At 62.8% G+C, this 22,149-nt stretch carries 23 protein-coding genes; 11 read left to right on the forward strand and 12 right to left on the reverse strand.

All coding sequences use genetic code 11. From position 1 onward, the window contains the following. Positions 1 to 153: 153 nt before the first annotated feature. From M5C01_RS10800 to M5C01_RS10825, 6 genes are read left to right on the forward strand one after another with little or no spacing between them, the layout of a single operon-like run. Entirely contained in the window at positions 154 to 879 is a 726-nt protein-coding gene (locus M5C01_RS10800) for an RDD family protein (RefSeq protein WP_152738132.1), read from the forward strand. Further along, positions 876 to 1,856 (forward strand): stage II sporulation protein M, encoded by a 981-nt coding sequence (locus M5C01_RS10805; protein ID WP_152738129.1) that lies wholly within the window; start codon positions 876 to 878, stop codon positions 1,854 to 1,856. Before M5C01_RS10800 ends, M5C01_RS10805 begins: the two co-directional genes overlap by 4 nt. After that, positions 1,843 to 3,378 (forward strand): DUF4129 domain-containing protein, encoded by a 1,536-nt coding sequence (locus M5C01_RS10810; protein WP_152738127.1) that lies wholly within the window; start codon positions 1,843 to 1,845, stop codon positions 3,376 to 3,378. The genes M5C01_RS10805 and M5C01_RS10810 overlap by 14 nt, the downstream gene beginning before the upstream one ends. Further along, a complete protein-coding gene (locus tag M5C01_RS10815) occupies positions 3,375 to 4,538 on the forward strand; it encodes a DUF4350 domain-containing protein (protein ID WP_152738125.1) in 1,164 nt (387 codons plus the stop codon). Before M5C01_RS10810 ends, M5C01_RS10815 begins: the two co-directional genes overlap by 4 nt. Next, positions 4,535 to 5,551, forward strand: coding sequence for a MoxR family ATPase (locus M5C01_RS10820; protein WP_152738123.1), 1,017 nt, complete (start codon positions 4,535 to 4,537; stop codon positions 5,549 to 5,551). Before M5C01_RS10815 ends, M5C01_RS10820 begins: the two co-directional genes overlap by 4 nt. 13 nt (positions 5,552 to 5,564) lie before the next feature. After that, entirely contained in the window at positions 5,565 to 6,896 is a 1,332-nt protein-coding gene (locus M5C01_RS10825; RefSeq protein WP_152738121.1) for a DUF58 domain-containing protein, read from the forward strand. Positions 6,897 to 6,919: 23 nt separating this feature from the next. On the opposite strand, the gene M5C01_RS10830 is transcribed toward M5C01_RS10825, so the two are convergent. Both M5C01_RS10830 and M5C01_RS10835 read right to left on the reverse strand, forming a co-directional pair. Next, positions 6,920 to 7,279 carry a PilZ domain-containing protein gene (locus M5C01_RS10830; protein ID WP_103496684.1) on the reverse strand — a complete coding sequence of 120 codons (360 nt, stop codon included), beginning with the start codon at positions 7,277 to 7,279 and terminating at the stop codon, positions 6,920 to 6,922. A gap of 238 nt (positions 7,280 to 7,517) precedes the next feature. Then, positions 7,518 to 7,892, reverse strand: coding sequence for a hypothetical protein (locus M5C01_RS10835; RefSeq protein ID WP_103496655.1), 375 nt, complete (start codon positions 7,890 to 7,892; stop codon positions 7,518 to 7,520). A gap of 172 nt (positions 7,893 to 8,064) precedes the next feature. On the opposite strand from M5C01_RS10835, the gene pyk reads away from it, so the two are divergent. From pyk to M5C01_RS10850, 3 genes are all read left to right on the forward strand, one after another. Next, entirely contained in the window at positions 8,065 to 9,516 is a 1,452-nt protein-coding gene (gene pyk / locus M5C01_RS10840) for a pyruvate kinase (RefSeq protein WP_152738119.1), read from the forward strand. Positions 9,517 to 9,714: 198 nt separating this feature from the next. After that, positions 9,715 to 9,903, forward strand: a complete 189-nt coding sequence (locus M5C01_RS10845; protein ID WP_152738117.1) for a hypothetical protein — start codon at positions 9,715 to 9,717, stop codon at positions 9,901 to 9,903. A gap of 25 nt (positions 9,904 to 9,928) precedes the next feature. After that, positions 9,929 to 10,249 (forward strand): hypothetical protein, encoded by a 321-nt coding sequence (locus M5C01_RS10850; protein ID WP_152738115.1) that lies wholly within the window; start codon positions 9,929 to 9,931, stop codon positions 10,247 to 10,249. A gap of 3 nt (positions 10,250 to 10,252) precedes the next feature. Here M5C01_RS10850 and M5C01_RS10855 read toward each other — a convergent pair whose 3' ends face one another. The 3 genes from M5C01_RS10855 to M5C01_RS10865 are packed head-to-tail and all read right to left on the reverse strand — an operon-like array spanning position 10,253 to position 13,070. After that, positions 10,253 to 11,002, reverse strand: a complete 750-nt coding sequence (locus M5C01_RS10855; protein WP_103496651.1) for an enoyl-CoA hydratase — start codon at positions 11,000 to 11,002, stop codon at positions 10,253 to 10,255. Between the two features lie 30 nt (positions 11,003 to 11,032). Further along, entirely contained in the window at positions 11,033 to 11,971 is a 939-nt protein-coding gene (locus tag M5C01_RS10860) for an iron-sulfur-binding ferredoxin reductase (protein ID WP_152738113.1), read from the reverse strand. Continuing rightward, the gene (locus tag M5C01_RS10865) at positions 11,964 to 13,070 is read right to left on the reverse strand and encodes a GGDEF domain-containing protein (RefSeq protein ID WP_152738110.1); all 1,107 of its coding nucleotides are present in this window, start codon (positions 13,068 to 13,070) and stop codon (positions 11,964 to 11,966) included. Before M5C01_RS10865 ends, M5C01_RS10860 begins: the two co-directional genes overlap by 8 nt. Before the next feature lie 349 nt (positions 13,071 to 13,419). Here M5C01_RS10865 and M5C01_RS10870 point away from each other — a divergent pair, with 349 nt between their 5' ends. Next, a complete protein-coding gene (locus M5C01_RS10870; protein WP_100938784.1) occupies positions 13,420 to 14,943 on the forward strand; it encodes a fumarate hydratase in 1,524 nt (507 codons plus the stop codon). A gap of 150 nt (positions 14,944 to 15,093) precedes the next feature. Here the strand turns inward: M5C01_RS10870 and M5C01_RS10875 are convergent, their stop codons facing one another. Beyond that, entirely contained in the window at positions 15,094 to 15,426 is a 333-nt protein-coding gene (locus tag M5C01_RS10875; RefSeq protein WP_152738107.1) for a hypothetical protein, read from the reverse strand. 357 nt (positions 15,427 to 15,783) lie between these two features. Continuing rightward, the gene (locus M5C01_RS10880) at positions 15,784 to 16,704 is read right to left on the reverse strand and encodes a LysR substrate-binding domain-containing protein (protein ID WP_152738102.1); all 921 of its coding nucleotides are present in this window, start codon (positions 16,702 to 16,704) and stop codon (positions 15,784 to 15,786) included. A 77-nt stretch (positions 16,705 to 16,781) separates the two neighbouring features. On the opposite strand from M5C01_RS10880, the gene M5C01_RS10885 reads away from it, so the two are divergent. Further along, positions 16,782 to 17,306 (forward strand): DMT family transporter, encoded by a 525-nt coding sequence (locus tag M5C01_RS10885; RefSeq protein WP_103496646.1) that lies wholly within the window; start codon positions 16,782 to 16,784, stop codon positions 17,304 to 17,306. On the opposite strand, the gene M5C01_RS10890 is transcribed toward M5C01_RS10885, so the two are convergent. From M5C01_RS10890 to M5C01_RS10910, 5 genes are all read right to left on the reverse strand, one after another. Next, positions 17,281 to 17,952, reverse strand: coding sequence for an NAD(P)H-binding protein (locus M5C01_RS10890; protein ID WP_152738100.1), 672 nt, complete (start codon positions 17,950 to 17,952; stop codon positions 17,281 to 17,283). The two genes, M5C01_RS10885 and M5C01_RS10890, sit on opposite strands and share 26 nt — an antisense overlap. 10 nt (positions 17,953 to 17,962) lie before the next feature. Next, positions 17,963 to 18,826 (reverse strand): oxidoreductase, encoded by an 864-nt coding sequence (locus tag M5C01_RS10895; RefSeq protein ID WP_152738098.1) that lies wholly within the window; start codon positions 18,824 to 18,826, stop codon positions 17,963 to 17,965. 89 nt (positions 18,827 to 18,915) lie between these two features. Continuing rightward, a complete protein-coding gene (locus M5C01_RS10900) occupies positions 18,916 to 19,488 on the reverse strand; it encodes a TetR/AcrR family transcriptional regulator (RefSeq protein WP_103496643.1) in 573 nt (190 codons plus the stop codon). Positions 19,489 to 19,617: 129 nt separating this feature from the next. Further along, the gene (gene yiaY, locus M5C01_RS10905; RefSeq protein ID WP_178129806.1) at positions 19,618 to 20,766 is read right to left on the reverse strand and encodes an L-threonine dehydrogenase; all 1,149 of its coding nucleotides are present in this window, start codon (positions 20,764 to 20,766) and stop codon (positions 19,618 to 19,620) included. 103 nt (positions 20,767 to 20,869) lie between these two features. After that, a complete protein-coding gene (locus M5C01_RS10910; RefSeq protein WP_152738095.1) occupies positions 20,870 to 22,108 on the reverse strand; it encodes an HD domain-containing phosphohydrolase in 1,239 nt (412 codons plus the stop codon). Between the last annotated feature and the right edge of the window lie 41 nt (positions 22,109 to 22,149).

Consider the following 22,149-nt stretch of genomic DNA (forward strand, 5'->3'; position numbering starts at 1 on the left):
AGACCGACGCAGTCTAGGCGCTCAGCGCCCCCTCGGACCAGCATCCCGTAACAACTGGGCGCAGCAACTTCGATACCGTTCATTACAGAGTTAAGTTGCTTAGCCAGGCGCCGCTGGCTAGGATCGGGCCTCTGTCCGCAAGGACCGGCCATCTTGTCGTCGATTTCAGCACCGAAAAGGAAGACTGCGCTGCAAACACCCCTGGACACCCACTATCGCGTCGAAACCCCGGAAGGTATCGACCTGCCCCTGCGTCCGGCCGGCCTGCCCGTGCGGGCAGTGGCGTTCGCCATCGACCTGGGCGTGCGCGGCGTGCTGCTCGGCGTGCTGCTGAGCAGCCTGATGCTGCTGGGCAAGCTGGGCCTGGGTCTCGGCTCGATCGTGCTGTTCCTGGTCAGTTGGTGGTACATGGTGCTGTTCGAAGTGCTGAACCAAGGCCGCTCGCCGGGCAAGCAGATGATGGGCCTGCGGGTCGTGCATGATGACGGCACGCCGATCGGCTGGGCCGCTTCCTTGACCCGTAACCTGCTGCGTTTTGTCGACATGCTGCCGTTCGGTTATTTCCTCGGCGCAGTCAGTTGCCTGCAACACCCGACTTTCAAGCGCCTCGGCGACCTGGCCGGCGGCACGCTGGTGGTCTATCGCGAACAGCCGTTGCCGCGTCCCAGCCTGCCCCAGGCGACACCCCGTAGCGCGCCCTTCATCCTGCATCTGGCGGAACAACGCGCCGTGCTGAGTTTCGCCGAACGCCAGGGCGACCTCAGCGCCGAACGCACCCGCGAACTCGCGGCGCTGCTGGCCACGCCCCTGGGCGTGCCGGCCTCCCGGGCCGCGGCTGAATTGAACGGCATTGCCCACGGACTGCTGGGCCCGCTATGAAACAGAGCCTCTTTGAAAGCCGCCATCAGCCCGAGTGGCAACGTTTTGCCCAATGGCTCGAGCAGATGGAGCGCGGCAAGGCGAAAGCCACCGACTTGCGCGAATTCCCAGCCCATTACCGCCGCCTGTGCCAACAACTGGCCCTGACCCAGGAACGCGGCTACAGCAGCCATCTGGTCGATGCCCTGCAACAGCTGGCCTTGCGTGGGCACCAGCAGCTCTATCGGCATCGCAGCCACCTCGGCGCCTCGGTGCTGGGGTTCGTCTTCGCCGGTTTCCCCCGCCTGGTGCGCGAACAATGGCCGTTCGTCCTGGTCGCCGGCGTGCTGTTCTTCGCCAGCCTGGGGCTGACCGGCCTGCTGATCTATCTGTTTCCGGACCTGGTCTACAGCATCGTCAGCCCGCAGCAGGTCGCCGATATGCAAGCCATGTACGACCCCGCCGCCAGTCGCCTGGGGCGCACCGTCGCGCGAGCCTCCAGTGAAAACTGGGTGATGTTCGGCTACTACATCATGAACAACATCGGCATTGCCTTTCAGACCTTCGCCGGTGGCCTGCTGTTTGGCCTCGGCAGCCTGTTCTTCCTGCTGTTCAACGGCCTGACCATCGGCGCGGTGGCCGGTCACCTGACCCAGATCGGCTACGGGCAGACCTTCTGGTCCTTTGTCATCGGCCACGGCGCCTTCGAACTCACCGCCATCGTCCTGTCCGGGGCCGCCGGCCTGCAACTGGGCTGGGCTCTGGTGGCGCCGGGACGCCTGTCCCGTGGCGAGGCCCTGCGCCTGAACGCGCAGAAAAGTATCCAGATGGTCGGCGGGGTGATCCTGTTCTTGCTGATCGCCGCCTTTATCGAAGCCTACTGGTCGTCCATGAGCCATCTCGCGCCACGGCTCAAATACACGGTGGGCGCGGGGCTCTGGCTGCTGGTGGGCGCCTATCTGCTGTTGGCCGGACGGAGCCAGCATGCGCCTGACTGACGCCAGCGTTGCCATTCGCCCCCGCAGCACCTGGGAAGCCATGGACCTCGGCGTGCTGCTGGCCCAGCAACATCGCGGCTTGTTGATGGGTTCCTGGGCACTGGTCACCTTGCCGGTCTTCGCCCTCCTGAGCCTGCTGCTCTGGGAACATCCCTCCATCGCCCTGTTGCTGTTCTGGTGGCTGAAACCGGCATTCGAGCGCTTGCCGCTGTACATCCTGTCCACGGCCCTGTTCGGCGATACACCCACCCTGAAACAGACAATCAAGGCCTGGCCGCGCCTGCTCAAGCCACAACTGCTGGCGAGCCTGACCTGGCGGCGCCTGAGCCTGAGCCGCAGCTTCACCTTGCCGGTGCAACAACTCGAAGGCCTCGACGGCCAGGCCCGCCAGCAGCGCCTGCGAGTACTCCTGCCCCAGAGCCTGAGCGCGGCGCGCTGGCTGACACTGATCGGCGCGCATCTGGAATATGTCCTGTGGATCGGCCTGATGGCGGTGTTCTATCTATTGTTGCCCCGGCAGATCGATATCGACTGGCACTGGCAGAAACTGCTGTTCGCCGCCCAGCACCAGTGGCTCTGGCTGGAACACCTGAGCAACGCCTTCTACGCGCTGATCCTGATCCTCTGGGAGCCGATTTATATCGCCTGCGGCTTCAGCCTCTACCTCAACCGCAGGACCGTGCTGGAAGCCTGGGATATCGAACTGATTTTCCGCCAGTTGCGCCAGCGCCTGCTGCCGGTGGTCGCCGCACTGCTGCTCGGCGTCGGCCTGTTGTCGATGCCCTTCGCGTCACCGGTCATGGCCGCCGAACCACCGGCACCAGACACACCAAGGCTGCTCAAGCAACCGCTGACCAGCCAGGCCTCCCAGGACGCGATCAAGGCACAGTTGCAGGCACCGCCGTTCAAGAACCCGGAAACCGTCACCCGCTGGCGACTGGGCGAAGCGTCCGCCAAGACTGGCGACAAAGCCTCTTCCGGCTGGCTGAAGGCCCTGCTGGAGCGTTTTGACAGCCGTATCGTCGGCACACTCGCCCAAAGCCTGGAGATTCTGCTCTGGGCGGCGCTGTTCGGCTTGCTGGCCTGGTTGGCCTGGCGCTATCGGAATGGCTTGCAAACCTTTGTCGGCCGGCGCCCGAAGCCACGGGCCAAAGCCGTCCCGAGCGCCACGCCGCAACTGTTCGGCCTGGCGCTGGACATCGACAGCTTGCCCGGTGATATCGCCGCCAGCGCCGAGGCCCTCTGGCCCCAGCAGCCGCGCGAAGCCATGAGCCTGCTCTACCGTGGCCTGCTCAGCCGCCTGCTGCATGACTACCAACTGCCCTTGAAAAGCGCCGATACCGAAGGCCAGGTCCTCGAACGGCTCGGTCAGTTACCGGAACCCGCTCTGCTGGCCTTCAGCCAGGAACTGACCCGCCACTGGCAGAACCTCGCCTACGGCCATCGCCTGCCAACAGCCCACCAGCAACAGGCGCTGTGCGAAAACTGGCGACAGTTGTTCGGTCCGGGAGCCGTCCGATGAACCGGCGCCTGTCCTGGCTGATCGGCCTGGCACTGCTGGTGGTACTCGCAGGCGTCGGCCTCTACCTCTATCACAAGGCCACACCCTACACAGAGGTCATCGATCACGGCCCTTCGCCCGAAGCCCGCGCCAACCCTTACCTGGCCGCCGAGCAGTTTCTGCGCCAGCGTGGCCTGAAAGTCACCCATGCCAACAGCCTGGATATCCTGCCCGGCCTCGACCCGCGCGGGCAGAACCTGATGCTGCTGGGCGAGCGCTCGAACATGACCCCGCGCCAGGCCGACCAGTTGCTCAACTGGGCCCGGGCCGGCGGACGGCTGCTGTTCGTCGCCGAGGCCCTGTGGAATCCCAAGACCGGCAGCAGTGGCGACCTGCTGCTCGACCGCGTGCAGTTGCACCAGTTGCTGAGCAAGGACCTCAAGGGCGACGGCCCGGAACCGGAAGACGAGCGTTACCCGCTGTTGACCCGCATGTACCTGGAAGACGAAGACGCTCCGGCCTACTTCAGTTTCGACACCGCGTTCCACTTGTCCGACCCGAAGAACCTGGCGCAATCCTGGGCCAACAGCGCCACCTCCACCCACTTGATGCAACTGGAGTACGGCGCCGGTACGGTCACCGTGCTGACCGACGCCGACCTCTGGACCAACCACGCCATCGGCCGTTACGACAACGCCTGGCTGCTCTGGTACCTGGCCCAGGACAGCGACGTGACCCTGCTGTTCAATACCGACCACGACAACCTGCTCACCCTGTTGTGGCGCTACTTCCCCCAGGCCCTGGTCGCCCTCGCCACCCTCCTCGGCCTGTGGTTGTGGCATGTCGGCCTGCGCCAGGGACCGCTGCAGGCCCCGGCGTCCCGGGCGCGCCGACAATTGCAGGAACACCTGCGGGCCAGCGCCGACTTCCTGCTCCGTCGCAGCGGCCATGAAGCCCTGCTCCAGGCCTTGCAACAGGACATCCTGCGCCGGGCCCGCAAGCGTCACCCCGGTTTCGAACGACTCGGCGTTGCCGAACAATGGCAGGTGCTCGCGCGCCTGACCCGCCAACCCACCAGCGCCATCAGCCAGGCCTTGCGCCCGCGACCCAGGCAACGCCTTTCCAGCGTCGACTTCAGTCGCCAGGTCGCCCACCTGCAAACCCTCAGGAATGCCCTATGAGCGAACAACAAGCCGAACCGACCAGCCCGGTTGACGCCGAGGCCCATGCCCAGCAGCAGCGCCATCGCGCCAGCCAGTTGGCCCAGGCGGTGCGCCACGAACTGCAAAAGGTGCTGATCGGCCAGGACAGGGTGATCGACGACGTGCTCACCGCACTGATCGCCGGTGGCCATGTGCTGCTCGAAGGCGTCCCCGGGCTGGGCAAGACCCTGCTGGTGCGGGCCCTGGCGCGCTGCTTCGGCGGCGACTTCGCCCGTATCCAGTTCACCCCCGACCTGATGCCCAGCGATGTCACCGGCCATGCGGTCTACGACCTGCAGACCGAACAGTTCAAACTGCGCAAGGGCCCGCTGTTTACCAACCTGCTGCTGGCGGACGAAATCAACCGCGCCCCGGCGAAAACCCAGGCGGCGCTGCTCGAAGCCATGCAGGAACGCCAGGTCACTCTCGAAGGTCGCGCCCTGCCCATCGCCCAGCCGTTCATGGTGCTCGCCACCCAGAACCCGATCGAACAGGAAGGCACCTATCCGCTGCCCGAGGCCGAACTGGACCGTTTCATGCTCAAGCTGCGCATGGACTACCCCGATGCCCAGCAGGAGCTGGAGATGGTCCGCCAAGTGACCCGCTCGACCAAGGCCGACATGCTCGAAGTACAACCCCTGCGCACTCTGTTGCAGGCCAAGGATGTATTGGCCTTGCAGCGGATCGCCAGCGAGTTGCCGCTGGACGAGCAGGTCCTCGACTACGCCGTGCGCCTGGCCCGGGCCACCCGCAGTTGGCCGGGCTTGACCCTCGGTGCCGGACCGCGGGCCTCCATTGCCCTGGTTCGCGGCGCCCGGGCCCGAGCCTTGCTGCGCGGCGGTGAATTCGTGATCCCGGACGATATCAAGGGCTGCGCCCTGGCCGTACTGCGGCATCGGGTACGAATCGCCCCCGAGCTGGATATCGAAGGGCTGTCGGTCGACCAGGTGCTCAAGCAACTGCTTGACCAGGTCCCGGCACCGCGCCAGTGAGGCCCGCGCGTCCATGAGACCTTCACGGCTGCTGTTGATCTGGCTGGGCGTCCTGCTGGTGCTGGGCATTGGCCTGGGCACCCTCGGGGCCCTGGGCGTCGAGCTGCCCGAGCGCCTTGGCTCGATTGGCTGGGGCTTGCTGCTGGCCTTGCTGCTGTTGAGCCTGCTGGATGGGGCTCGACTCAGGCGCTTGCCCTCGCCGCACGTGAAACGCAAGCTGCCCGGCAGCCTGGCATTGGGACGCTGGGGCGAAGTGCACCTCGAACTCAGTCACGACCACCCCACGCCCCTGCGAGTGCAGCTCTTCGATCACGTTCCCGATGGCCTGGCGTTCGCCAACCTGCCCCAAGCCATCACCTTGCAACCGGGCGAAGGCAGCGAGCTGACCTATCGCGTGCGGCCCTTGAGCCGTGGCCATTTTCGCTACGCGCGTTGCGAAGTCAGCCTGCCCAGCCCGTTGGGCCTGTGGTCCGAGCGACGCTACCTGGCGCTGGCCGATGCGACCCGTGTCTACCCGGATTTCGCCCGCCTTTATGGCGCCCAGTTATTGGCCGTCGACAACTGGCTCAGCCAACTCGGCGTACGCCAACGCCAGCGTCGCGGCCTGGGCCTGGAATTCAACCAGTTGCGCGAATTTCGCGAAGGCGACAGCCTGCGTCAGATCGACTGGAAAGCCACCGCCCGGCAACGCACGCCGATTGCCCGGGAATACCAGGATGAGCGCGACCAGCAGATCGTCTTCCTGCTCGATTGCGGGCGGCGGATGCGCAGCCAGGACGGTGAGCTGGCGCACTTCGACCATGCCCTCAACGCCTGCCTGTTGCTCAGCTATGTGGCCTTGCGCCAGGGCGACGCGGTGGGCCTGTGCACCTTTGCCGGCGAGCAGCCGCGCTTTCTCGCCCCGGTCAAGGGCCAGGGTCAGCTCAATGTGTTGCTCAACAGTGTCTACGACCTGAACAGCACCCAGCGCCCGGCGGACTACCAGGCCGCGGCCAGCCAACTGCTGGCCCGACAGAAACGCCGGGCCCTGGTGGTACTGGTGACCAATCTGCGCGATGACGACGATGAGGCACTGCTGACCGCCGTCAAACGTCTTGGCCGCCAACATCGGGTGCTGGTGGCCAGCCTGAGGGAAGAAGTGCTCGACCAATTGCGCCAGGCGCCGGTACAGACCCTGCCCGAAGCCCTGGCCTACTGCGGCGCCGTGGATTACCTGAATGCCCGGGCCACTCTTCATGAACGACTGGCCGCCCACGGCGTACCGGTACTCGACGCCCGCCCGAGTGAACTCGGGGCGGATCTGGTCAGCCGCTACCTGAGTTGGAAAAGAGCCGGAACCCTTTAGGACCCCAGCCCTGAAGTCCCGCGCTAAGCGGAAGCCTCCAACGGATGGAAGCTGAAGTAGTGCTGCAACGCCGCCACCAGTTGCAGATACTCCGGGGATGACTCACCCAGCGTAAACCCCGAGTCGTAATAACCGGGAGTGGTCTCCTCATGGCACCACAGACAGCGGCCGGTCAGATCAATCATTTGCTGGGTGCCATCGCTGAGTGGCAGCTTCAGTTGCAGCTCGAACTCAGCGTCGACCAGCAAGGGTAACTGACTGATCAACATCAGCCCCTCTTCGCAGACATTGCCCAGGTAGCCAATGGGCTTGCCGGTATAGCGATTGAACACTTGCAGAAAATAAGGCAGTTGATGCCGCTCGATTCGACGGTCAGTAGGCATGGCAATGATCGCTGTATAGGCCATTCAGCATGGCTGCGCTAATGCTTCGGAGCAGACGAACGGTCCTGCTCTCCCTTGGCCTCGGCGCGATAACGGCAAATCGCCTTGTCGCAAACATCTACCGAGCCATGGTTTTCAATTCAAAAGAATTGATAAAACTGAAACCATACACTCAAAGACTAGCGCAAAGCTGGCAGAGAGCCAGCTGATATTTCAACCATCATGACAAAGCGGCGAACTACAAAGCGGCGGGACTCGGCTGAGCCGGCATTGCACCCTCAGCGTGTCCCAGCTGGCGCAAGGTTTCCAGGCGCGCCCGAGCGCGGTATGCATACTCGCTGTAAGGGTATTGGGTGAGGATGAACTGATAGGTCTGTATCGCGTCGACGAACAGCTTCTGGCGCTCCAGGCACTGGCCGCGCAGCATCGACACTTCCGGCTGGATGTACTGCCGGGTACGGCTCTCACGGTCAACCTTGGACAACTGCAGCATGACGTCTTCACAGTTGCCGCGATCATAGGACCGATAGGCATTGTTCAGATGGCTGTCCATCGACCAGCGGGTGCAACCGACCACACTGGCCGCCAGGGCTAAAACGAGCAAAATTCGCATGGGGGGTCTCCTGTTCTTGCTAGTGTATCGACCCGCTGGCGAAAATCTCCAGAGTGTTCGCCAAACAACCTATTCGAAAAAAATCATTCGCTGAAAAGTAGTGCAAATGAACAATGACTACAGCAGAGGAGCATAGTAGCCTTTCGCTGCGCTTGAACTCAGGAGTCTCTGCATGTCCGTTCGTCGTACTAAAATCGTCGCCACACTGGGCCCGGCCAGCAACTCGCCGGAAGTTCTCGAACAGCTGATCCTCGCTGGCCTGGACGTTGCCCGTCTGAACTTCTCCCACGGTACTCCCGACGAGCACAAGGCTCGTGCCAAGCTGGTGCGCGACCTCGCGGCCAAGCACGGGCGCTTCGTCGCGCTGCTGGGTGACCTGCAGGGCCCGAAGATCCGTATCGCCAAGTTCGCCAACAAACGTATCGAACTCAAGGTCGGTGATCACTTCACCTTCTCCACCGGCCATCCGCTGACCGAGGGCAACCAGCAGGTCGTCGGTATCGACTACCCGGACCTGGTCAAGGATTGCGGCGTCGGCGACGAACTGCTGCTCGACGACGGCCGCGTGGTCATGCGCGTTGAAACCGCGACCGACACCGAGCTGCACTGCGTGGTGTTGATCGGTGGCCCGCTGTCGGACCACAAAGGTATCAACCGTCGCGGTGGCGGCCTGACCGCCCCGGCCCTGACCGAAAAAGACAAGGCCGACATCAAGCTCGCCGCAGAAATGGAAGTGGACTACCTCGCGGTATCCTTCCCACGCGACGCCGCCGACATGGAATACGCCCGTAAGCTGCGCGACGAGGCCGGCGGTACCGCCTGGCTGGTGGCGAAGATCGAACGCGCCGAAGCCGTGGCCGACGACGAAACCCTCGACGGCCTGATCATGGCCAGCGACGCGGTGATGGTTGCCCGTGGTGACCTCGGTGTGGAAATCGGCGACGCCGAACTGGTGGGCATCCAGAAGAAAATCATTCTGCATGCGCGTCGCCACAACAAGGCGGTGATCGTTGCGACCCAGATGATGGAGTCGATGATCCTCAACCCGATGCCAACCCGCGCCGAAGTGTCCGACGTAGCCAACGCCGTACTGGACTACACCGACGCCGTGATGCTCTCGGCCGAAAGTGCCGCCGGTGCCTACCCGCTGGAAGCGGTGCAGGCCATGGCGCGTATCTGCGTCGGCGCTGAAAAGCACCCGACCAGCAAGACCTCCAGCCACCGTATCGGCAAGGTCTTCGAAAGCTGCGACCAGAGCATCGCGCTGGCGGCCATGTACACCGCCAACCACTTCCCGGGCGTCAAGGCGATCATTGCCCTGACCGAAAGCGGCTACACGCCGTTGATCATGTCGCGGATCCGTTCCTCGGTACCGATCTACGCGTTTTCCCCGCACCGTGAAACCCAGGCCCGCGCGGCCATGTTCCGTGGCGTCTACACCGTACCGTTCGACCCGGCCTCGCTGCCGCCCGAGCAAGTCAGCCAGGCTGCCGTGGACGAGTTGCTCAAGCGCGGCGTGGTCGAGCAAGGCGACTGGGTCATCCTGACCAAGGGCGACAGCTACCACACCATCGGCGGCACCAACGGCATGAAGATCCTGCACGTGGGCGACCCACTGGTTTGATCCTCGCAACCCAGCCGTAAAAAAGCCCCGCCTCTCGCAAGAGGACGGGGCTTTTTCATGCCTGGGAGAAAAACCGCCGCGGAGGCCGTGTAGGCTTTTTCTTTTTTCACTGTAGTGTCGGCACATAGATCAGCTGACAGGCTAGCCTTGTCACTTGACCGCCGGATGCACACCAAAGCCTCGGCAAGGAGAAGCGCTATGAAAGACCGAAACTGTCCTCCCATCACCCGCCCCCCCTTCAGCCGGATGATGGACATCCAGATGATCGCCACAACACTGGGGGGCGCCAGCCTGGCCGGCATGCTCTTCCCCAACATGGGAGGTGCACTGCTGGCAGGCTTGCTGCTGGGCGCCCTGGCCGGATTATGGGTCACAACACCCACCTGACACTACCGACCCAAGGAAGGGTGCCATGACACTGGAACAGACCTCTTATTCGATTATCGCCGGCCTGATTCTTATCGCCCTCTATCTGGGACGATCCCTGTATTACCGAAAACCCGCGGAACTGATCCACGCGGTGATTATCATCACCGCCTGCCAGGGAGTCGTGGCGGCCATCGCGCTGGGTTCACTGACCTATTTTTCCAGCGCCCACGAACTGGGGATTTTGCGAGAACAGAAGGACAGTATCCTGGTCGGCGCACTGGCGCTGACGTGGGTGTCGGTGATCTCTGCCTATTCGAGTCTCATGCAACCCGGGCATCGAGCAAAGTCGTCCGGGAAACCTTGACGCTCAACGCCGGGTCATGAAACCCGAAAGCGCCGTAATCGCCTCGGGCGAGCGCAGCCGCTGGATAAACAACACAGCTTCAGCCTCGACCACCTGGCGCAGTTGCTCGCGATCCGGGTCCTTCATCAATTGCTTGCTGACCTGCACCGCCGCCGAGGCCAGTTGATCGAAGCGCAGCGCCACTTCCCGCGCCTTGGCCAGCGCCAACTCGCCACTGGGCAAGGCCTCGGTGGCCAGGCCCCAGGTCGCCGCCTGCTCGCCGCTGAAGCCCTCGCCCAGCAGCAGCAACTGCGCCGCCCGGGCATGACCGAGCAGACGCGGCAGCAACAGGCTGGAGCCGAATTCAGGGCATAACCCCAGATTGACGAACGGCATGCGCAGACGGGCATCGGCGCTGACATACACCAGGTCGCAATGCAGCAGCAACGTCGTACCGATCCCCACGGCCGGGCCCGCAACAGCCGCAATCACCGGCTTGCGGCAATCGAGCAGACTACGCATGAAGGCAAAAACCGGGCTGTCGAGAGCACTCGGCGGCTCTTCGAGAAAGTCGGCGATATCGTTGCCGCTGGTGAAACACTCACTGCTGCCGCAGATCAACACTGCATTGATCTCGGGATCAGAATCCGCCTCCCGCAGCGCCTCGCCCAACTGGCTGTACATGGCGCGGGTCAGGGCGTTTTTCTTGTCAGCACGGTTCAGGCGCAAGGTCAGCAGGCTGCCTTGGCGCTCCAGCACAATCGCGTCAGTCATTGGAACTCTCTTGTTGTGGGGACCCGGCGCTCAGGCGTGCGGCGCGAACACATCGGCCAACAGTTGATTGCGCGGCAGCCCGGACAGGTACAGACGTTTGGCAAACGCCTCGACACTCGCCGGGGCACCACAGAGTAGAGCTTGGGTTTGCCGGGAGACAAGACGCAGTTTGGCCAGAAAGTCCGGCAGTTCGGCCCCCGTCACATAGTCGACGCTCAGGTTGGGAACCTGCACGGCCAGTTCATTCAGCGCCGAAGCCAGATAATGCTCGGCACCTTCGTGAGCCAGGTGAACCAGACGGATCGGCCCCTCATGGCCTTGGCGCAGCGCCTCGCGCAACACTCCCCATAACGGCGCCAGCCCTGTACCAGCCGCCAGCAACCAGAGCGGCCGGGTATGCCAGTCCGGGTCGTAATGCAAGGCTCCGCCACGCAATTCGCCCAGGCGAATCGGCGCGCCGAGTTGAAGCTGTCGCGCCGCATCGCTGAAGGCGCCGGGCTGCCGGCAATCAAGATGAAACTCCAGGTAGCGGTCCTCTTCAGGCAAGCTGGCCAGGGAATAAGGCCGGGCGACGCCCTGTTCCGTCCACAGCACCAGATGCTGGCCAGCGCTGTAGCGCAAGGGCCGCTCGGGCAGCAGGCGCAGACGCAGGACCGTCGGGCTCAGCCATTCCAGCTCAGCCACCGTTGCCGACAAACCGTCACGACGCGGGTCGAAGACCTCGACCTGGAGGTCTTCGCGCACCTGGCACTGACAGGCCAGCCGCCAGCCGCGCTCGCGCTGGGCGAAAGCCAGGGCCTCCGGCCGGTTGTCCTGCGGCTCGCCGTATACGCAACGTACCAGGCAAGCATGGCAACTGCCCGCCCGGCAGCTGTAGGGCACCGCCACGCCTGCCTGGTTCAAGGCATCGAGCAGGTTGCTGCCGGCCGCCACCGACCAGCCCCGTTCGCCCACCCGCAGCTCAGGCATCGGTGTATTCCCAGGCCGCGCAGCAACGATTACGGCCGTCACGTTTGGCGCGGTAGAGCGCCTGGTCGGCGCGCTGCAAGGCATCGTCGAGGTCGTCTTCCACTCCCACCAGCGTCATGCCGACCGACAGGCTCAGGTTACTCACCGCCATCCCCATCAGTTCCACCTGGGTAAAGGCCAGACGCAAGCGCTCGCAACAGGAGGTCAGGCGCTCGGGATCGGCATTGGGCAACAGCAACACGAATTCTTCTCCACCGTAGCGCGCCAGCACATCGCCGTCGCGCACACAGGCCATGGCCACCGCGGCGAACGCCTGCAAGACCTGGTCGCCGGCGGCATGCCCGTGCATATCGTTGATCCGCTTGAAATGATCGAGGTCGATCAAGGCCAGGCCATGGACCACATCCGCGTCCATCAGCTCCAGTTCACGGGAAGCCAGGCGCAGGAAATGCCGTCTATTGTACAGCCCGGTCAGTTCATCGGTCGCCACCAGGTCTTCCAACTGGCGCATCATCCCGCGCAGGGTATCCTGGTGGGCCTGCAAGGCAAAGCGGCGCTGGCGCATACGCTGACGGGAGGCTTGCACATAGCTGGCGTAGAGACACAACCACAGCAACACGACGAACAGCACGCACACCTGCAGCAACGCCAGACCCGGGTCCGGCAACTGGAAGTGGTAACCCTCCCAGAGATTAAGCGCGGCAAACGAGAAGAACACCAGCGCCGCACAGCGCACGAACTTGCGTTGCGGCAGATGAAACATGCCGAACAGCAGCACCAACGGATAAAACACCAGGAAGGCGCCGCGGGCCTGTTCGAGGTTGGCCATCAGGTAGGTCTGCCAACCCAGGCCTATGAGCACCTGCAGCTCGGTCAGGCTGGGATCGCGAAAATGCCGGTTGCGGCCACTGATAAACAGCCAGCCGAGTACGCCCTGGCTGAGAATCACCAGGCCGCTGCCTATCAGGCCCGTGGTTACGCTGGCCTCATAGTTATCGGTGAAAATCGCTACCCACAACAGCGACAACAGCAGTAGATAGGTGCCGGCAGCCAGGGCAAAGCGTTTGCGTAACAGAGTCTGTATGGCTTTATGGGTCAATCTTTGACTCACTTTGCGCTGAGGGCTCAAGGGGTTTCCTTCCCGTACAGGCCACTTGCCACTCTAGTGATCTGGATCAAAAATAACTATTCAATTTTTTGCCACTCGTACACTTTAATCTGGACGAGAGGACAAGATAAGGACGCAAGAAAAGTGCCGACGCTCCTGCGACCTTGGTTTGACCACTGACGGATGTGCCGGGCTCAAGGGCGGGTTATACTGCCGCGCCTTATTTTGTGCCGGTCATGCGTGCCCGGCCCGCCTCAAAAGATGTTTTCGACAGACCAGATGCAAACCGGTCGCAAACACCTTATTTCCATGTTCCCGTCTTTATAGAGGAGCGCGACCCATGACCGTGATCAAGCAAGACGACCTGATACAGAGCGTTGCCGACGCCCTGCAGTTCATTTCCTACTACCACCCCGTGGATTTCATCCAGGCCATGCACGAGGCCTACCTGCGGGAAGAGTCGCCGGCGGCCCGCGACTCCATGGCCCAGATCCTGATCAACTCGCGCATGTGCGCCACCGGCCACCGGCCGATCTGCCAGGACACCGGGATTGTCACCGTGTTCGTGCGCGTGGGCATGGATGTGCGCTGGGACGGTGCCACCATGGGCCTGGACGACATGATCAACGAAGGCGTGCGTCGCGCCTACAACCTGCCGGAAAACGTCCTGCGCGCTTCGATCCTGGCCGACCCGGCCGGCGCGCGCAAGAACACCAAGGACAACACCCCGGCGGTCATCCATTACTCCATCGTTCCGGGTAACACCGTGGAAGTGGACGTCGCGGCCAAGGGCGGCGGCTCCGAGAACAAGTCGAAAATGGCCATGCTCAACCCGTCCGACTCGATCGTCGACTGGGTGCTGAAGACGGTGCCGACCATGGGTGCCGGCTGGTGCCCACCGGGCATGCTCGGCATCGGCATCGGCGGCACCGCCGAGAAAGCCGCGGTCATGGCCAAGGAAGTGTTGATGGAGTCCATCGACATCCACGAGCTGAAGAAGCGTGGCCCGTCCAACCGCATCGAAGAAATGCGCCTGGAGCTGTTCGAGAAGGTCAACCAACTGGGTATCGGTGCCCAGGGCCTGGGTGGTTTGACCACCGTGCTCGACGTGAAAATCATGGATTACCCGACGCACGCGGCGTCCCTGCCGGTGTGCATGATCCCCAACTGCGCCGCCACCCGCCACGCGCACTTCGTGCTCGACGGCTCCGGCCCGGCCTCGCTGGAAGCGCCACCGTTGGACGCCTACCCGGAAATCGTCTGGGAAGCCGGTCCGTCGGCCCGTCGCGTCAACCTCGACACCCTGACCCCGGAAGACGTGCAGAGCTGGAAGCCGGGCGAAACCGTCCTGCTCAACGGCAAGATGCTCACCGGCCGCGACGCCGCGCACAAGCGCATGGTGGAAATGCTCAACAAGGGTGAAACCTTGCCGGTGGACCTCAAGGGTCGCTTTATCTACTACGTCGGCCCGGTTGATCCGGTGCGTGAAGAAGTGGTCGGGCCGGCCGGTCCGACCACGGCAACGCGCATGGACAAATTCACCCGGCAGATCCTCGACCAGACCGGCTTGCTGGGCATGATCGGCAAATCCGAGCGCGGCCCGACCGCCATCGAAGCGATCAAGGACTACAAGGCCGTGTACCTGATGGCCGTGGGTGGCGCTGCCTACCTGGTGGCCCAGGCGATCAAGAAATCCAAGGTCGTGGCCTTTGCCGAACTGGGCATGGAAGCGATCTACGAGTTCGAGGTCAAGGACATGCCGGTGACGGTTGCTGTCGACTCCAAGGGCGAGTCGGTGCACATCACCGGTCCGGCCATCTGGCAGAAGAAGATCCACGACAGCCTGGCGGTGGAAGTGCAGTAAGCGCTTTTGTTGCCGGAATAGAAGCGGCCCGGTTGATCCGGGCCGCTTTTTTATTGCCTGGAAAACAGCGTTGGAGCGGCGCACAGGCCTGTAAGACTCAAGGATGGTGGTGAAATTAGAACGCTATCGCCGGCAAGCCAGCTCCTACACTCAGACGTGGCTGGAGGTGGGCCAGACCTGCAAGGTGTCATCCACACGCTTGCGCGCCAGTTCGATCAGGCGCACGACTCCCAGCGCCAGTTTGCGTTTCGAACCGTCAAGTTGGTCGGCGGATTCATAAGCCGTCGCGGCAGCCGACTCAAGGATGTCACACACATCAATCAGCGCTTCTTCGACGCCGTTCGGATGATCCGGTTTACAAGCATTTCGGGGGGCCATCGGGTCATCGCTGATCGGCAGGTTGTAGTGGGCAAAAACCCGGTCGACAACCGCGTTGAGTTTCAGGTCTGCGCAAACAGGTGGGTTAGGTGTAACTTTGAACATGACGTCCTCCGGAGTAGTGGAATCGTCATCCATCGCTGCTAAACGAGGTGGGTGGCGACTGTACGCGGGTTAGCAGACCGGGACTCCAGGAACCCAGCGCGCCCGAAGGCGCCCCACGCACAGCCGCCATAACGCATGAAGCGGGCATGAAAAAAGCGCCCGCCAAATGGATATGGGCGCTTTCTGTGCGCCTGGAAGTCAATCGGGCTGCTAAACCCGATCACTGAAATAGCAGTGACGGACCAGAGACTAGTCCCGTGATTTTCCTGGCGCAAGCGATCTGGATTTTCTAGGAAACTTCAGTCAAGGGAAAGAGAAACGTCCTCCAATAGCCGAAAAACAGCCCCCCATTGCACCTCAATCTAGCGTGCCCACAGTCACCACCGCGCGCATGCACTCGCGCAACCACCCCAATGCCTGATCCCCATCCCGGCGCTGGTGCCAGACAAAAATAAAGTCGAACGAGGGGATTTCGAAAGGCGGCGGTACCACCACCAGCCGCTCATGATCGATATTACGCAAGTTGCGCGAAGCCACGGTCAAAATCAGGTCCGTACCGGCAATCAACTGCGGCGCCACCCCCCAATGCGGCAAGCTGATCGCCACTCGCCGACGCTGATGAATCGCACTCAGCGCCCGTTCGATTTCCGCCGTCCCGCTGCCACGCATTTCCAGCAACACATGCGGCCGCGACAGGTAGCCCGGCAGATCAAGCACGCCCTCTGCCGGCAAACTGTCCCGGTCCACCAGGCAGGCGTAGTGTTCGCTGAACAGATGGGTACTGCGCAACGCCGGCGAAAAATCCGGGAACACCCCGGTGGCCGCATCGATATCGCCATTGAGCAACAGCTCCAGCATGCCCTCGCGACTGGCCTGGGTGATCTGCAGGTCGATCCCCGGCGCATCCCGGCGCAACCCCCGAACCAGACCCGGCAACAACATCGCCGCGCCATAGTCGGACATCGCCAAGCGAAACGTGCGCTTGGCCGACGCAGGATCAAAACCTTGCGGAGCCAGCAGGTCCTGCACTCGCCCCAACGCATCGCTCAACGGTAACGCCAGTTCCAGTGCCCGCGCCGTCGGCACCAACCCGCCGCCGACTCGCACCAGCAGCGGATCACCCAGCAAGTCGCGCAGGCGCGCCAAGGCATGACTGACCGCCGGCTGGCTCAGGTGCAGGCGCTCGGCGGCACGGGTCACGTGCTGCTCGGCGAGCAAGGCGTCGAGGATCACCAGCAGGTTGAGGTCGATGCGACGAAGATCATTCATCCGATGCATGTTCTGGATATTTTCTTGGAATTTAAATTTGCCCCGCGAATACCTTAGAGTCCAGCAAAACCTGTTGGAGAATGATTATGAGTACCTTGAGCTGGGCTGGCCTGCTGGCCCTGGCCGCCATCGCCGGCGCAGTCGTGCCGTTTCAGAGCGCAATCAACGCGAACCTCGGCCGCGGCCTCGGTCACCCGTTATGGGCGACACTGGTCTCGCTGCTGGTGAGCATGGCGGTGTTGTTGCCGGTGATGCTCGCACTACGCTTGCCGTTCCCGAACCTGGAATTTGCCACCAGGGCGCCGACCTGGATCTGGCTCGGCGGCGTATTCGGTGTGTGTTTCGTGGCCTTGGCAGTGCTGCTGGTGCCCAAGCTAGGGGCAGGAGGATTTGTCGCCCTGGCGCTGGCCGGGCAAGTGGTCGCCTCTTTGGTGCTCGACCACTTCGGCCTGTTCGGGCTGGTGGAACGCCATATGAGCGTACCGAGAATGGTCGGTGCCGTGCTGCTGATCGCCGGCGTGACGATGATCCAGTTCACCGCCACCCCAAAAAACACTTCGCCAGCCGCCGCCACCCAGCCAAGCCTCAACCTCGCGAAGACAGTTGATTGATCGCCTTGGGATCGAGAATCGGCTGCGGCCCACCATTTCGGGCCACCGCCAGCATCGCCCGGCCAATGGTTTCGGTGGTCTGGATGGTGTCCGGCCACAACCGCCGCAACACACTCATCAACGGCCCGGCCAGCGTGTAGACCGCCTGGTAGAGCGCGGTCTTGGAGCGCACGCCATGCAACGGCTGGATCGCACCAGGACGCATCAGGTACACCGCCTTGAACGGCAAGCGTTGCAAGGCGTTTTCGGTACGGCCCTTGACCCGCGCCCACATGCTGCGGCCCTTTTCACTGCTGTCGGTGCCCGCCCCCGTGACATAGACAAAGGTCATGTTCGGATTGAGCCGCGCCAAGGTCTCGGCCGCGGCCAGCGTCAGGTCGTAGGTCACCCGGGTGTACTGCGCCTCGTCCAGGCCCACCACCGAGATACCCAGGCAGAAGAAGCAGGCATCGAAGCCCTGCAACTCGGCCTCGATACCCTGGTAGTTGAACAGGTCGGCGTGCACCACCTGGCTGAGCTTCGGATCGGTCTGGGTCACCGGCGTACGGCCAATGACCCGGACCTGCTGCACATCGCCCGCCAGCAGGCATTCACGTAATACACCCTGGCCGACCATGCCGGTGGCACCGAACAACAAGACGTTCATGGACGACCTCTCAATGGGTTGGAAATGCTGGCAGCTCGACAGGAGCACTGTAGTCGGCGGCGCGACTGACCTCCAGCCAACGCTCGCCCGCCTCGGCACGGGCGGTCTCGGCCTGCTCGCAGTACTGCAAGGCATCGTTGCCGATCAACAGGTGCAGCGGCAGTTGCTCGTGATAGGCCAGCTTCAGCAGGATCTGCGCAATCCGATCCGGATCGCTCGGCTCATTGCCGGCGTAGGTACCGAGCAATTCCTGGATCGCACCGACGCTAGGCAGGTAGTCGTCGATGATCGTGGGTGTGCCCTGGCCTGCACGCACCGCCCAGTTGGTACGCATGCCACCCGGCTCCACGGCACAGATCCTGATCCCCAACGGCGCCACTTCCTGCGCGACCACTTCGGTAAAACCACCCACCGCCCACTTCGCCGCCTGATAGGCGCTGAGCCCGGGCATGCCCAGACGCCCACCCACGGAGGAGATCTGCAGGATGTGCCCGCTGCGTTGCGCGCGCATCACCGGCAATGCGGCGCGGGTCACGTTGACCACGCCGAAGAAATTGGTCTCGACCTCGGCGCGGAACGCCTCTGCCTCCGTCTGCTCGAAAGGGGCGAGATGACCGTAACCGGCATTGTTGACCAGTACGTCGAGCCGACCAAAGGTATCGACCGCCACCTTCACCGCCGCTTCAGCCGCCGCTGCATCCGTGACATCCAGAGCCACCACCCGCACCTGATCGCCATAACGCGCCACCAGATCATCCAGCCGCCGTGGCTCCCGCGCCGTCGCCACCAGGCGTTCCCCCGCCGCCAGTACCGCCTCGGCGACATTGCGACCCAAACCGCTGGCACTGCCGGTAATCAACCAGACCTTAGACATGCTTGTACTCCTTATGACTACTGAGATTAATATTGAGTGAGCACTCACTCATTTTCAACGCAAAGCTTCAATACAAGAAACAGCCTCGCCTACTCCTTGGCGGTAGCACTCCAGAACGCCTGGAAACCGGCTTCGGCATAACGCTCGGCCTGGTCGGGTTCGCGGCGGATAAAGTCGATGGTGGTATCGGCCAGGGCGCCCATGATCGCCGAGACAAACGCCGCCGGCTGGTCGCGGAACAGGCCGCTGGCAATGCTTTCCTGCATCATCTCGTTGACCTCGCAGAAGTCCTGCATCCCCAGCAACTTGCTCTGTTCGGTAACCTGCGCGGACATTCCGAGCAAAGCCACCACCTTGCGTTTCTGCGGTTCGGCCACGCCCCAGTCGACATAACTCTGCCAGGCGTGCCGGGCGCGCTTCTTCACCGTTTCCGTGCGCGGGTAACCGGGCATCATCACATCGCGCAACTCGGCCTTGATATGCAGGTAGAGTTCGTTGAGCAACACGTCCTTGGAACTGAAGTAGTTGAACAAGGTGCCCTCGGCGACCCCGGCGAGCCGGGCGATCTTCAGCGTCGGACAACCCAGGCCCTGCTCGGCGAACACCTCGATGGCGGCACTGAGGATGGCGTTGCGTTTGTCTTCACTTTTGGGACGGGCCATGGGGAGCAGCGTTCAACTTATAAATGAGTAATCACTCAATTAAACCTGTCTGAACGCGGGTTTGCAAGCCCGCTGGTCGTGACAGCGCCCTCCCCGACCGGGGAAGGCGCTGGGTGATGGGGTTTTGCCTCAGAACGCGCTGCGGAAAATCTCTTCGATCTGCCGCTGATCCGCCGCCCGTGGATTGGTCAGGCCGCAAGCGTCCTTCAGGGCATTGGTGGCGAGGATCGGGATGTCCTGCAACTTGGCGCCCAACTCCCGCAGACCGGCCGGAATCTCGACATCCTTGACCAGACTGCGAATCGCCGCAATGGCCGCCTGGGCACCCTCCTCGGCACTCATGCCACGAATGTCGGCACCCAGCGCCTTGGCCACATCACTCAGGCGTTGCGGGCAGACCAGCGCATTGAAACTCTGCACATGGGGCAGCAGCACCGCATTGCACACGCCATGGGGCAAGTCGTAGAAGCCGCCCAACTGGTGCGCCATGGCATGCACGAAACCCAGCGAGGCATTGTTGAACGCCATGCCCGCGAGGAACTGCGCGTAGGCCATGCTTTCCCGGGCCTGCAGGTCGGCGCCATCAAACACGGCCTGGCGCAGGTTGGCGCTGATCAGTTCAATGGCTTTGATCGCGCAGGCGTCGGTGATCGGCGTCGCCGCCGTCGACACATAAGCTTCGATGGCATGGGTCAGGGCATCCATGCCGGTAGCGGCGGTCAGTCCCTTGGGCATGGCGACCATCAGCGCCGGGTCGTTGACCGACAGCAACGGCGTGACGTTACGGTCGACAATCGCCATTTTCACGTGGCGCGATTCATCGGTGATGATGCAGAAACGGGTCATCTCGCTGGCGGTACCGGCGGTGGTATTGATGGCCACCAGCGGCAGTTGCGGCTTGGCTGAGCGGTCGACGCCTTCATAGTCGCGGATATGCCCGCCATTGGTGGCGCACAGGGCGATGCCCTTGGCACAGTCATGGGGCGAGCCGCCGCCCAGGGACACAATGAAATCGCATTGGCCAGCCTTGAGTGCCACCAAGCCCTTCTCGACGTTGTCGATGCTCGGATTCGGTTTGGCGCCATCGAACACGACCGAATCGATATCCTGCATCGCCAACAACCCGGCAATCCGTGCGGCGACGCCGGCCTTGGCCAGCCCGACGTCGGTAACGATCAGCGCTTTGCGAAAGCCATGCTTGCGGATCGCGCCCATGGCTTCGTCCAGGCAATCAATGCCCATGATATTCACGGCGGGAATAAAAAATGTGCTGCTCACAGTAGGTCTTCCTTTAGCTGACGGACTCCCGTCAGCTTCAGTCGAAGACCCACCCCTGACCTTGACCTGACGCAAGGAAAACCTGGATCCACAACACCGTTTGTCAGGCGCCGTTTATCTGGATCAGCCCACGTCGGCGATAAGCCTCGATATCAACGCCAAAGGCCCCGGACGAACAGACCTGGCGAATCGCATAGGGCCGGCCCATGGCATCGAAGGTGCTGTCGGCCAGATCGATAAGCTTCTCCGGGCAGCGCCGCTTGTCGGCTCCGAGAACACGCAACAGACGCGGCTTGAGTCGATTGCAGGGCGGCGCGCCGAGGATGATCGCGACTTCGTCATTGGTCATCTCGACGATTTCGCCGCTGGGATACAGGCCGATCAGGCGAATGAACGCGCTGACAATCTGCTCGTCGAAATGGCTGTTGGCCGCTTTGAACAGGATGCGCAGGGACTCGAGGGTCGAACGCCCCTTGCTGTAGACCCGGTCACTGCTGATGGCATCATAGGCGTCAGTCACCGCGACGATCCGCGCATAAAAGGGAATCCCTTCGGCGCTCAAGCCACGGGGATAGCCCATGCCGTCCAACCGCTCATGGTGCGACAGCGCCACCTCGAGCGCCGCCACCGGCACACCGGCTTGGCTGGCGAGCAAGGTATAACCTTCCATGGCGTGGCTTTTCATGATGGCGTACTCCTGATCCGTCAACGCCGACGGTTTATTCAGGATTTCGCTTGGCACCTTGAGCTTGCCGACATCGTGGAGCATGGCACCGACCCCGATCTCCTCCAATTCCACAGCCGGCAGGCCCAACTCGCGACCCAGGGCAATGGACAGCATTGCCACCCGCAGCGAATGCTCGGCGGTGTAATCGTCCTGGAACTTGATGCGGGTCAGCCAGAGCAAGGCCGAGGGGTTGCGCAGGATACTGTCGACGCAATCCTTGACCACGGCTTTCACCGCGTCGACCTGAATCGGCTCGCCCATATCCACCGCCTCGAGGATGCGCCAGGACTGCGCCCGGGCCGAGCCCCAGGAGAGCTCGGCCCGGGCCATTTCAACGTTGAAGTCGACCGGCTCCGCGAGTGCCGCGCATGCAGTCGCGCATTCAATCGGGGTTTCGACCGACAGCCCATGGGCTCCGGCGGCACTGGCGATATCCACCCAGGCATACTCGCAGTTCTCGCGCAGCAGTCGCAGTTCCTCCTCGCGGCGTATACGGAACTCGCGAAAGGAAAAGGTGGTTTCCTCCCACGGCCGATCCAGCGCTTCGATCTGCATGCCGATGGCCAGCCGGGCCACCTCGATCTTGATACAGCCTTTACAGATATCCGGGTCCATTTCACGTCTCCGAACGGATGCGTCAAATAAAGAGTCAGGGG

This window comes from Pseudomonas sp. MWU12-2319, assembly GCF_023242525.1.
Classification (GTDB): domain Bacteria; phylum Pseudomonadota; class Gammaproteobacteria; order Pseudomonadales; family Pseudomonadaceae; genus Aquipseudomonas; species Aquipseudomonas gingeri_D.

Coding starts and splice junctions, on each gene's coding strand:
- M5C01_RS10805 (WP_152738129.1), top strand. CDS start 876: ATGAAACAGAGCCTCTTTGAAAGCCGCCATCAGCCCGAGTGGCAACGT.
- M5C01_RS10860 (WP_152738113.1), bottom strand. CDS start 11,971: ATGCCTGAGCTGCGGGTGGGCGAACGGGGCTGGTCGGTGGCGGCCGGC.
- M5C01_RS10885 (WP_103496646.1), top strand. CDS start 16,782: ATGAGTACCTTGAGCTGGGCTGGCCTGCTGGCCCTGGCCGCCATCGCC.
- M5C01_RS10830 (WP_103496684.1), bottom strand. CDS start 7,279: ATGCCTACTGACCGTCGAATCGAGCGGCATCAACTGCCTTATTTTCTG.
- M5C01_RS10895 (WP_152738098.1), bottom strand. CDS start 18,826: ATGTCTAAGGTCTGGTTGATTACCGGCAGTGCCAGCGGTTTGGGTCGC.
- M5C01_RS10820 (WP_152738123.1), top strand. CDS start 4,535: ATGAGCGAACAACAAGCCGAACCGACCAGCCCGGTTGACGCCGAGGCC.
- M5C01_RS10850 (WP_152738115.1), top strand. CDS start 9,929: ATGACACTGGAACAGACCTCTTATTCGATTATCGCCGGCCTGATTCTT.
- M5C01_RS10870 (WP_100938784.1), top strand. CDS start 13,420: ATGACCGTGATCAAGCAAGACGACCTGATACAGAGCGTTGCCGACGCC.
- M5C01_RS10890 (WP_152738100.1), bottom strand. CDS start 17,952: ATGAACGTCTTGTTGTTCGGTGCCACCGGCATGGTCGGCCAGGGTGTA.
- M5C01_RS10910 (WP_152738095.1), bottom strand. CDS start 22,108: ATGGACCCGGATATCTGTAAAGGCTGTATCAAGATCGAGGTGGCCCGG.
- pyk (WP_152738119.1), top strand. CDS start 8,065: ATGTCCGTTCGTCGTACTAAAATCGTCGCCACACTGGGCCCGGCCAGC.
- M5C01_RS10835 (WP_103496655.1), bottom strand. CDS start 7,892: ATGCGAATTTTGCTCGTTTTAGCCCTGGCGGCCAGTGTGGTCGGTTGC.
- M5C01_RS10825 (WP_152738121.1), top strand. CDS start 5,565: ATGAGACCTTCACGGCTGCTGTTGATCTGGCTGGGCGTCCTGCTGGTG.
- M5C01_RS10900 (WP_103496643.1), bottom strand. CDS start 19,488: ATGGCCCGTCCCAAAAGTGAAGACAAACGCAACGCCATCCTCAGTGCC.
- M5C01_RS10810 (WP_152738127.1), top strand. CDS start 1,843: ATGCGCCTGACTGACGCCAGCGTTGCCATTCGCCCCCGCAGCACCTGG.
- M5C01_RS10880 (WP_152738102.1), bottom strand. CDS start 16,704: ATGCATCGGATGAATGATCTTCGTCGCATCGACCTCAACCTGCTGGTG.
- M5C01_RS10875 (WP_152738107.1), bottom strand. CDS start 15,426: ATGTTCAAAGTTACACCTAACCCACCTGTTTGCGCAGACCTGAAACTC.
- M5C01_RS10845 (WP_152738117.1), top strand. CDS start 9,715: ATGAAAGACCGAAACTGTCCTCCCATCACCCGCCCCCCCTTCAGCCGG.
- M5C01_RS10855 (WP_103496651.1), bottom strand. CDS start 11,002: ATGACTGACGCGATTGTGCTGGAGCGCCAAGGCAGCCTGCTGACCTTG.
- M5C01_RS10815 (WP_152738125.1), top strand. CDS start 3,375: ATGAACCGGCGCCTGTCCTGGCTGATCGGCCTGGCACTGCTGGTGGTA.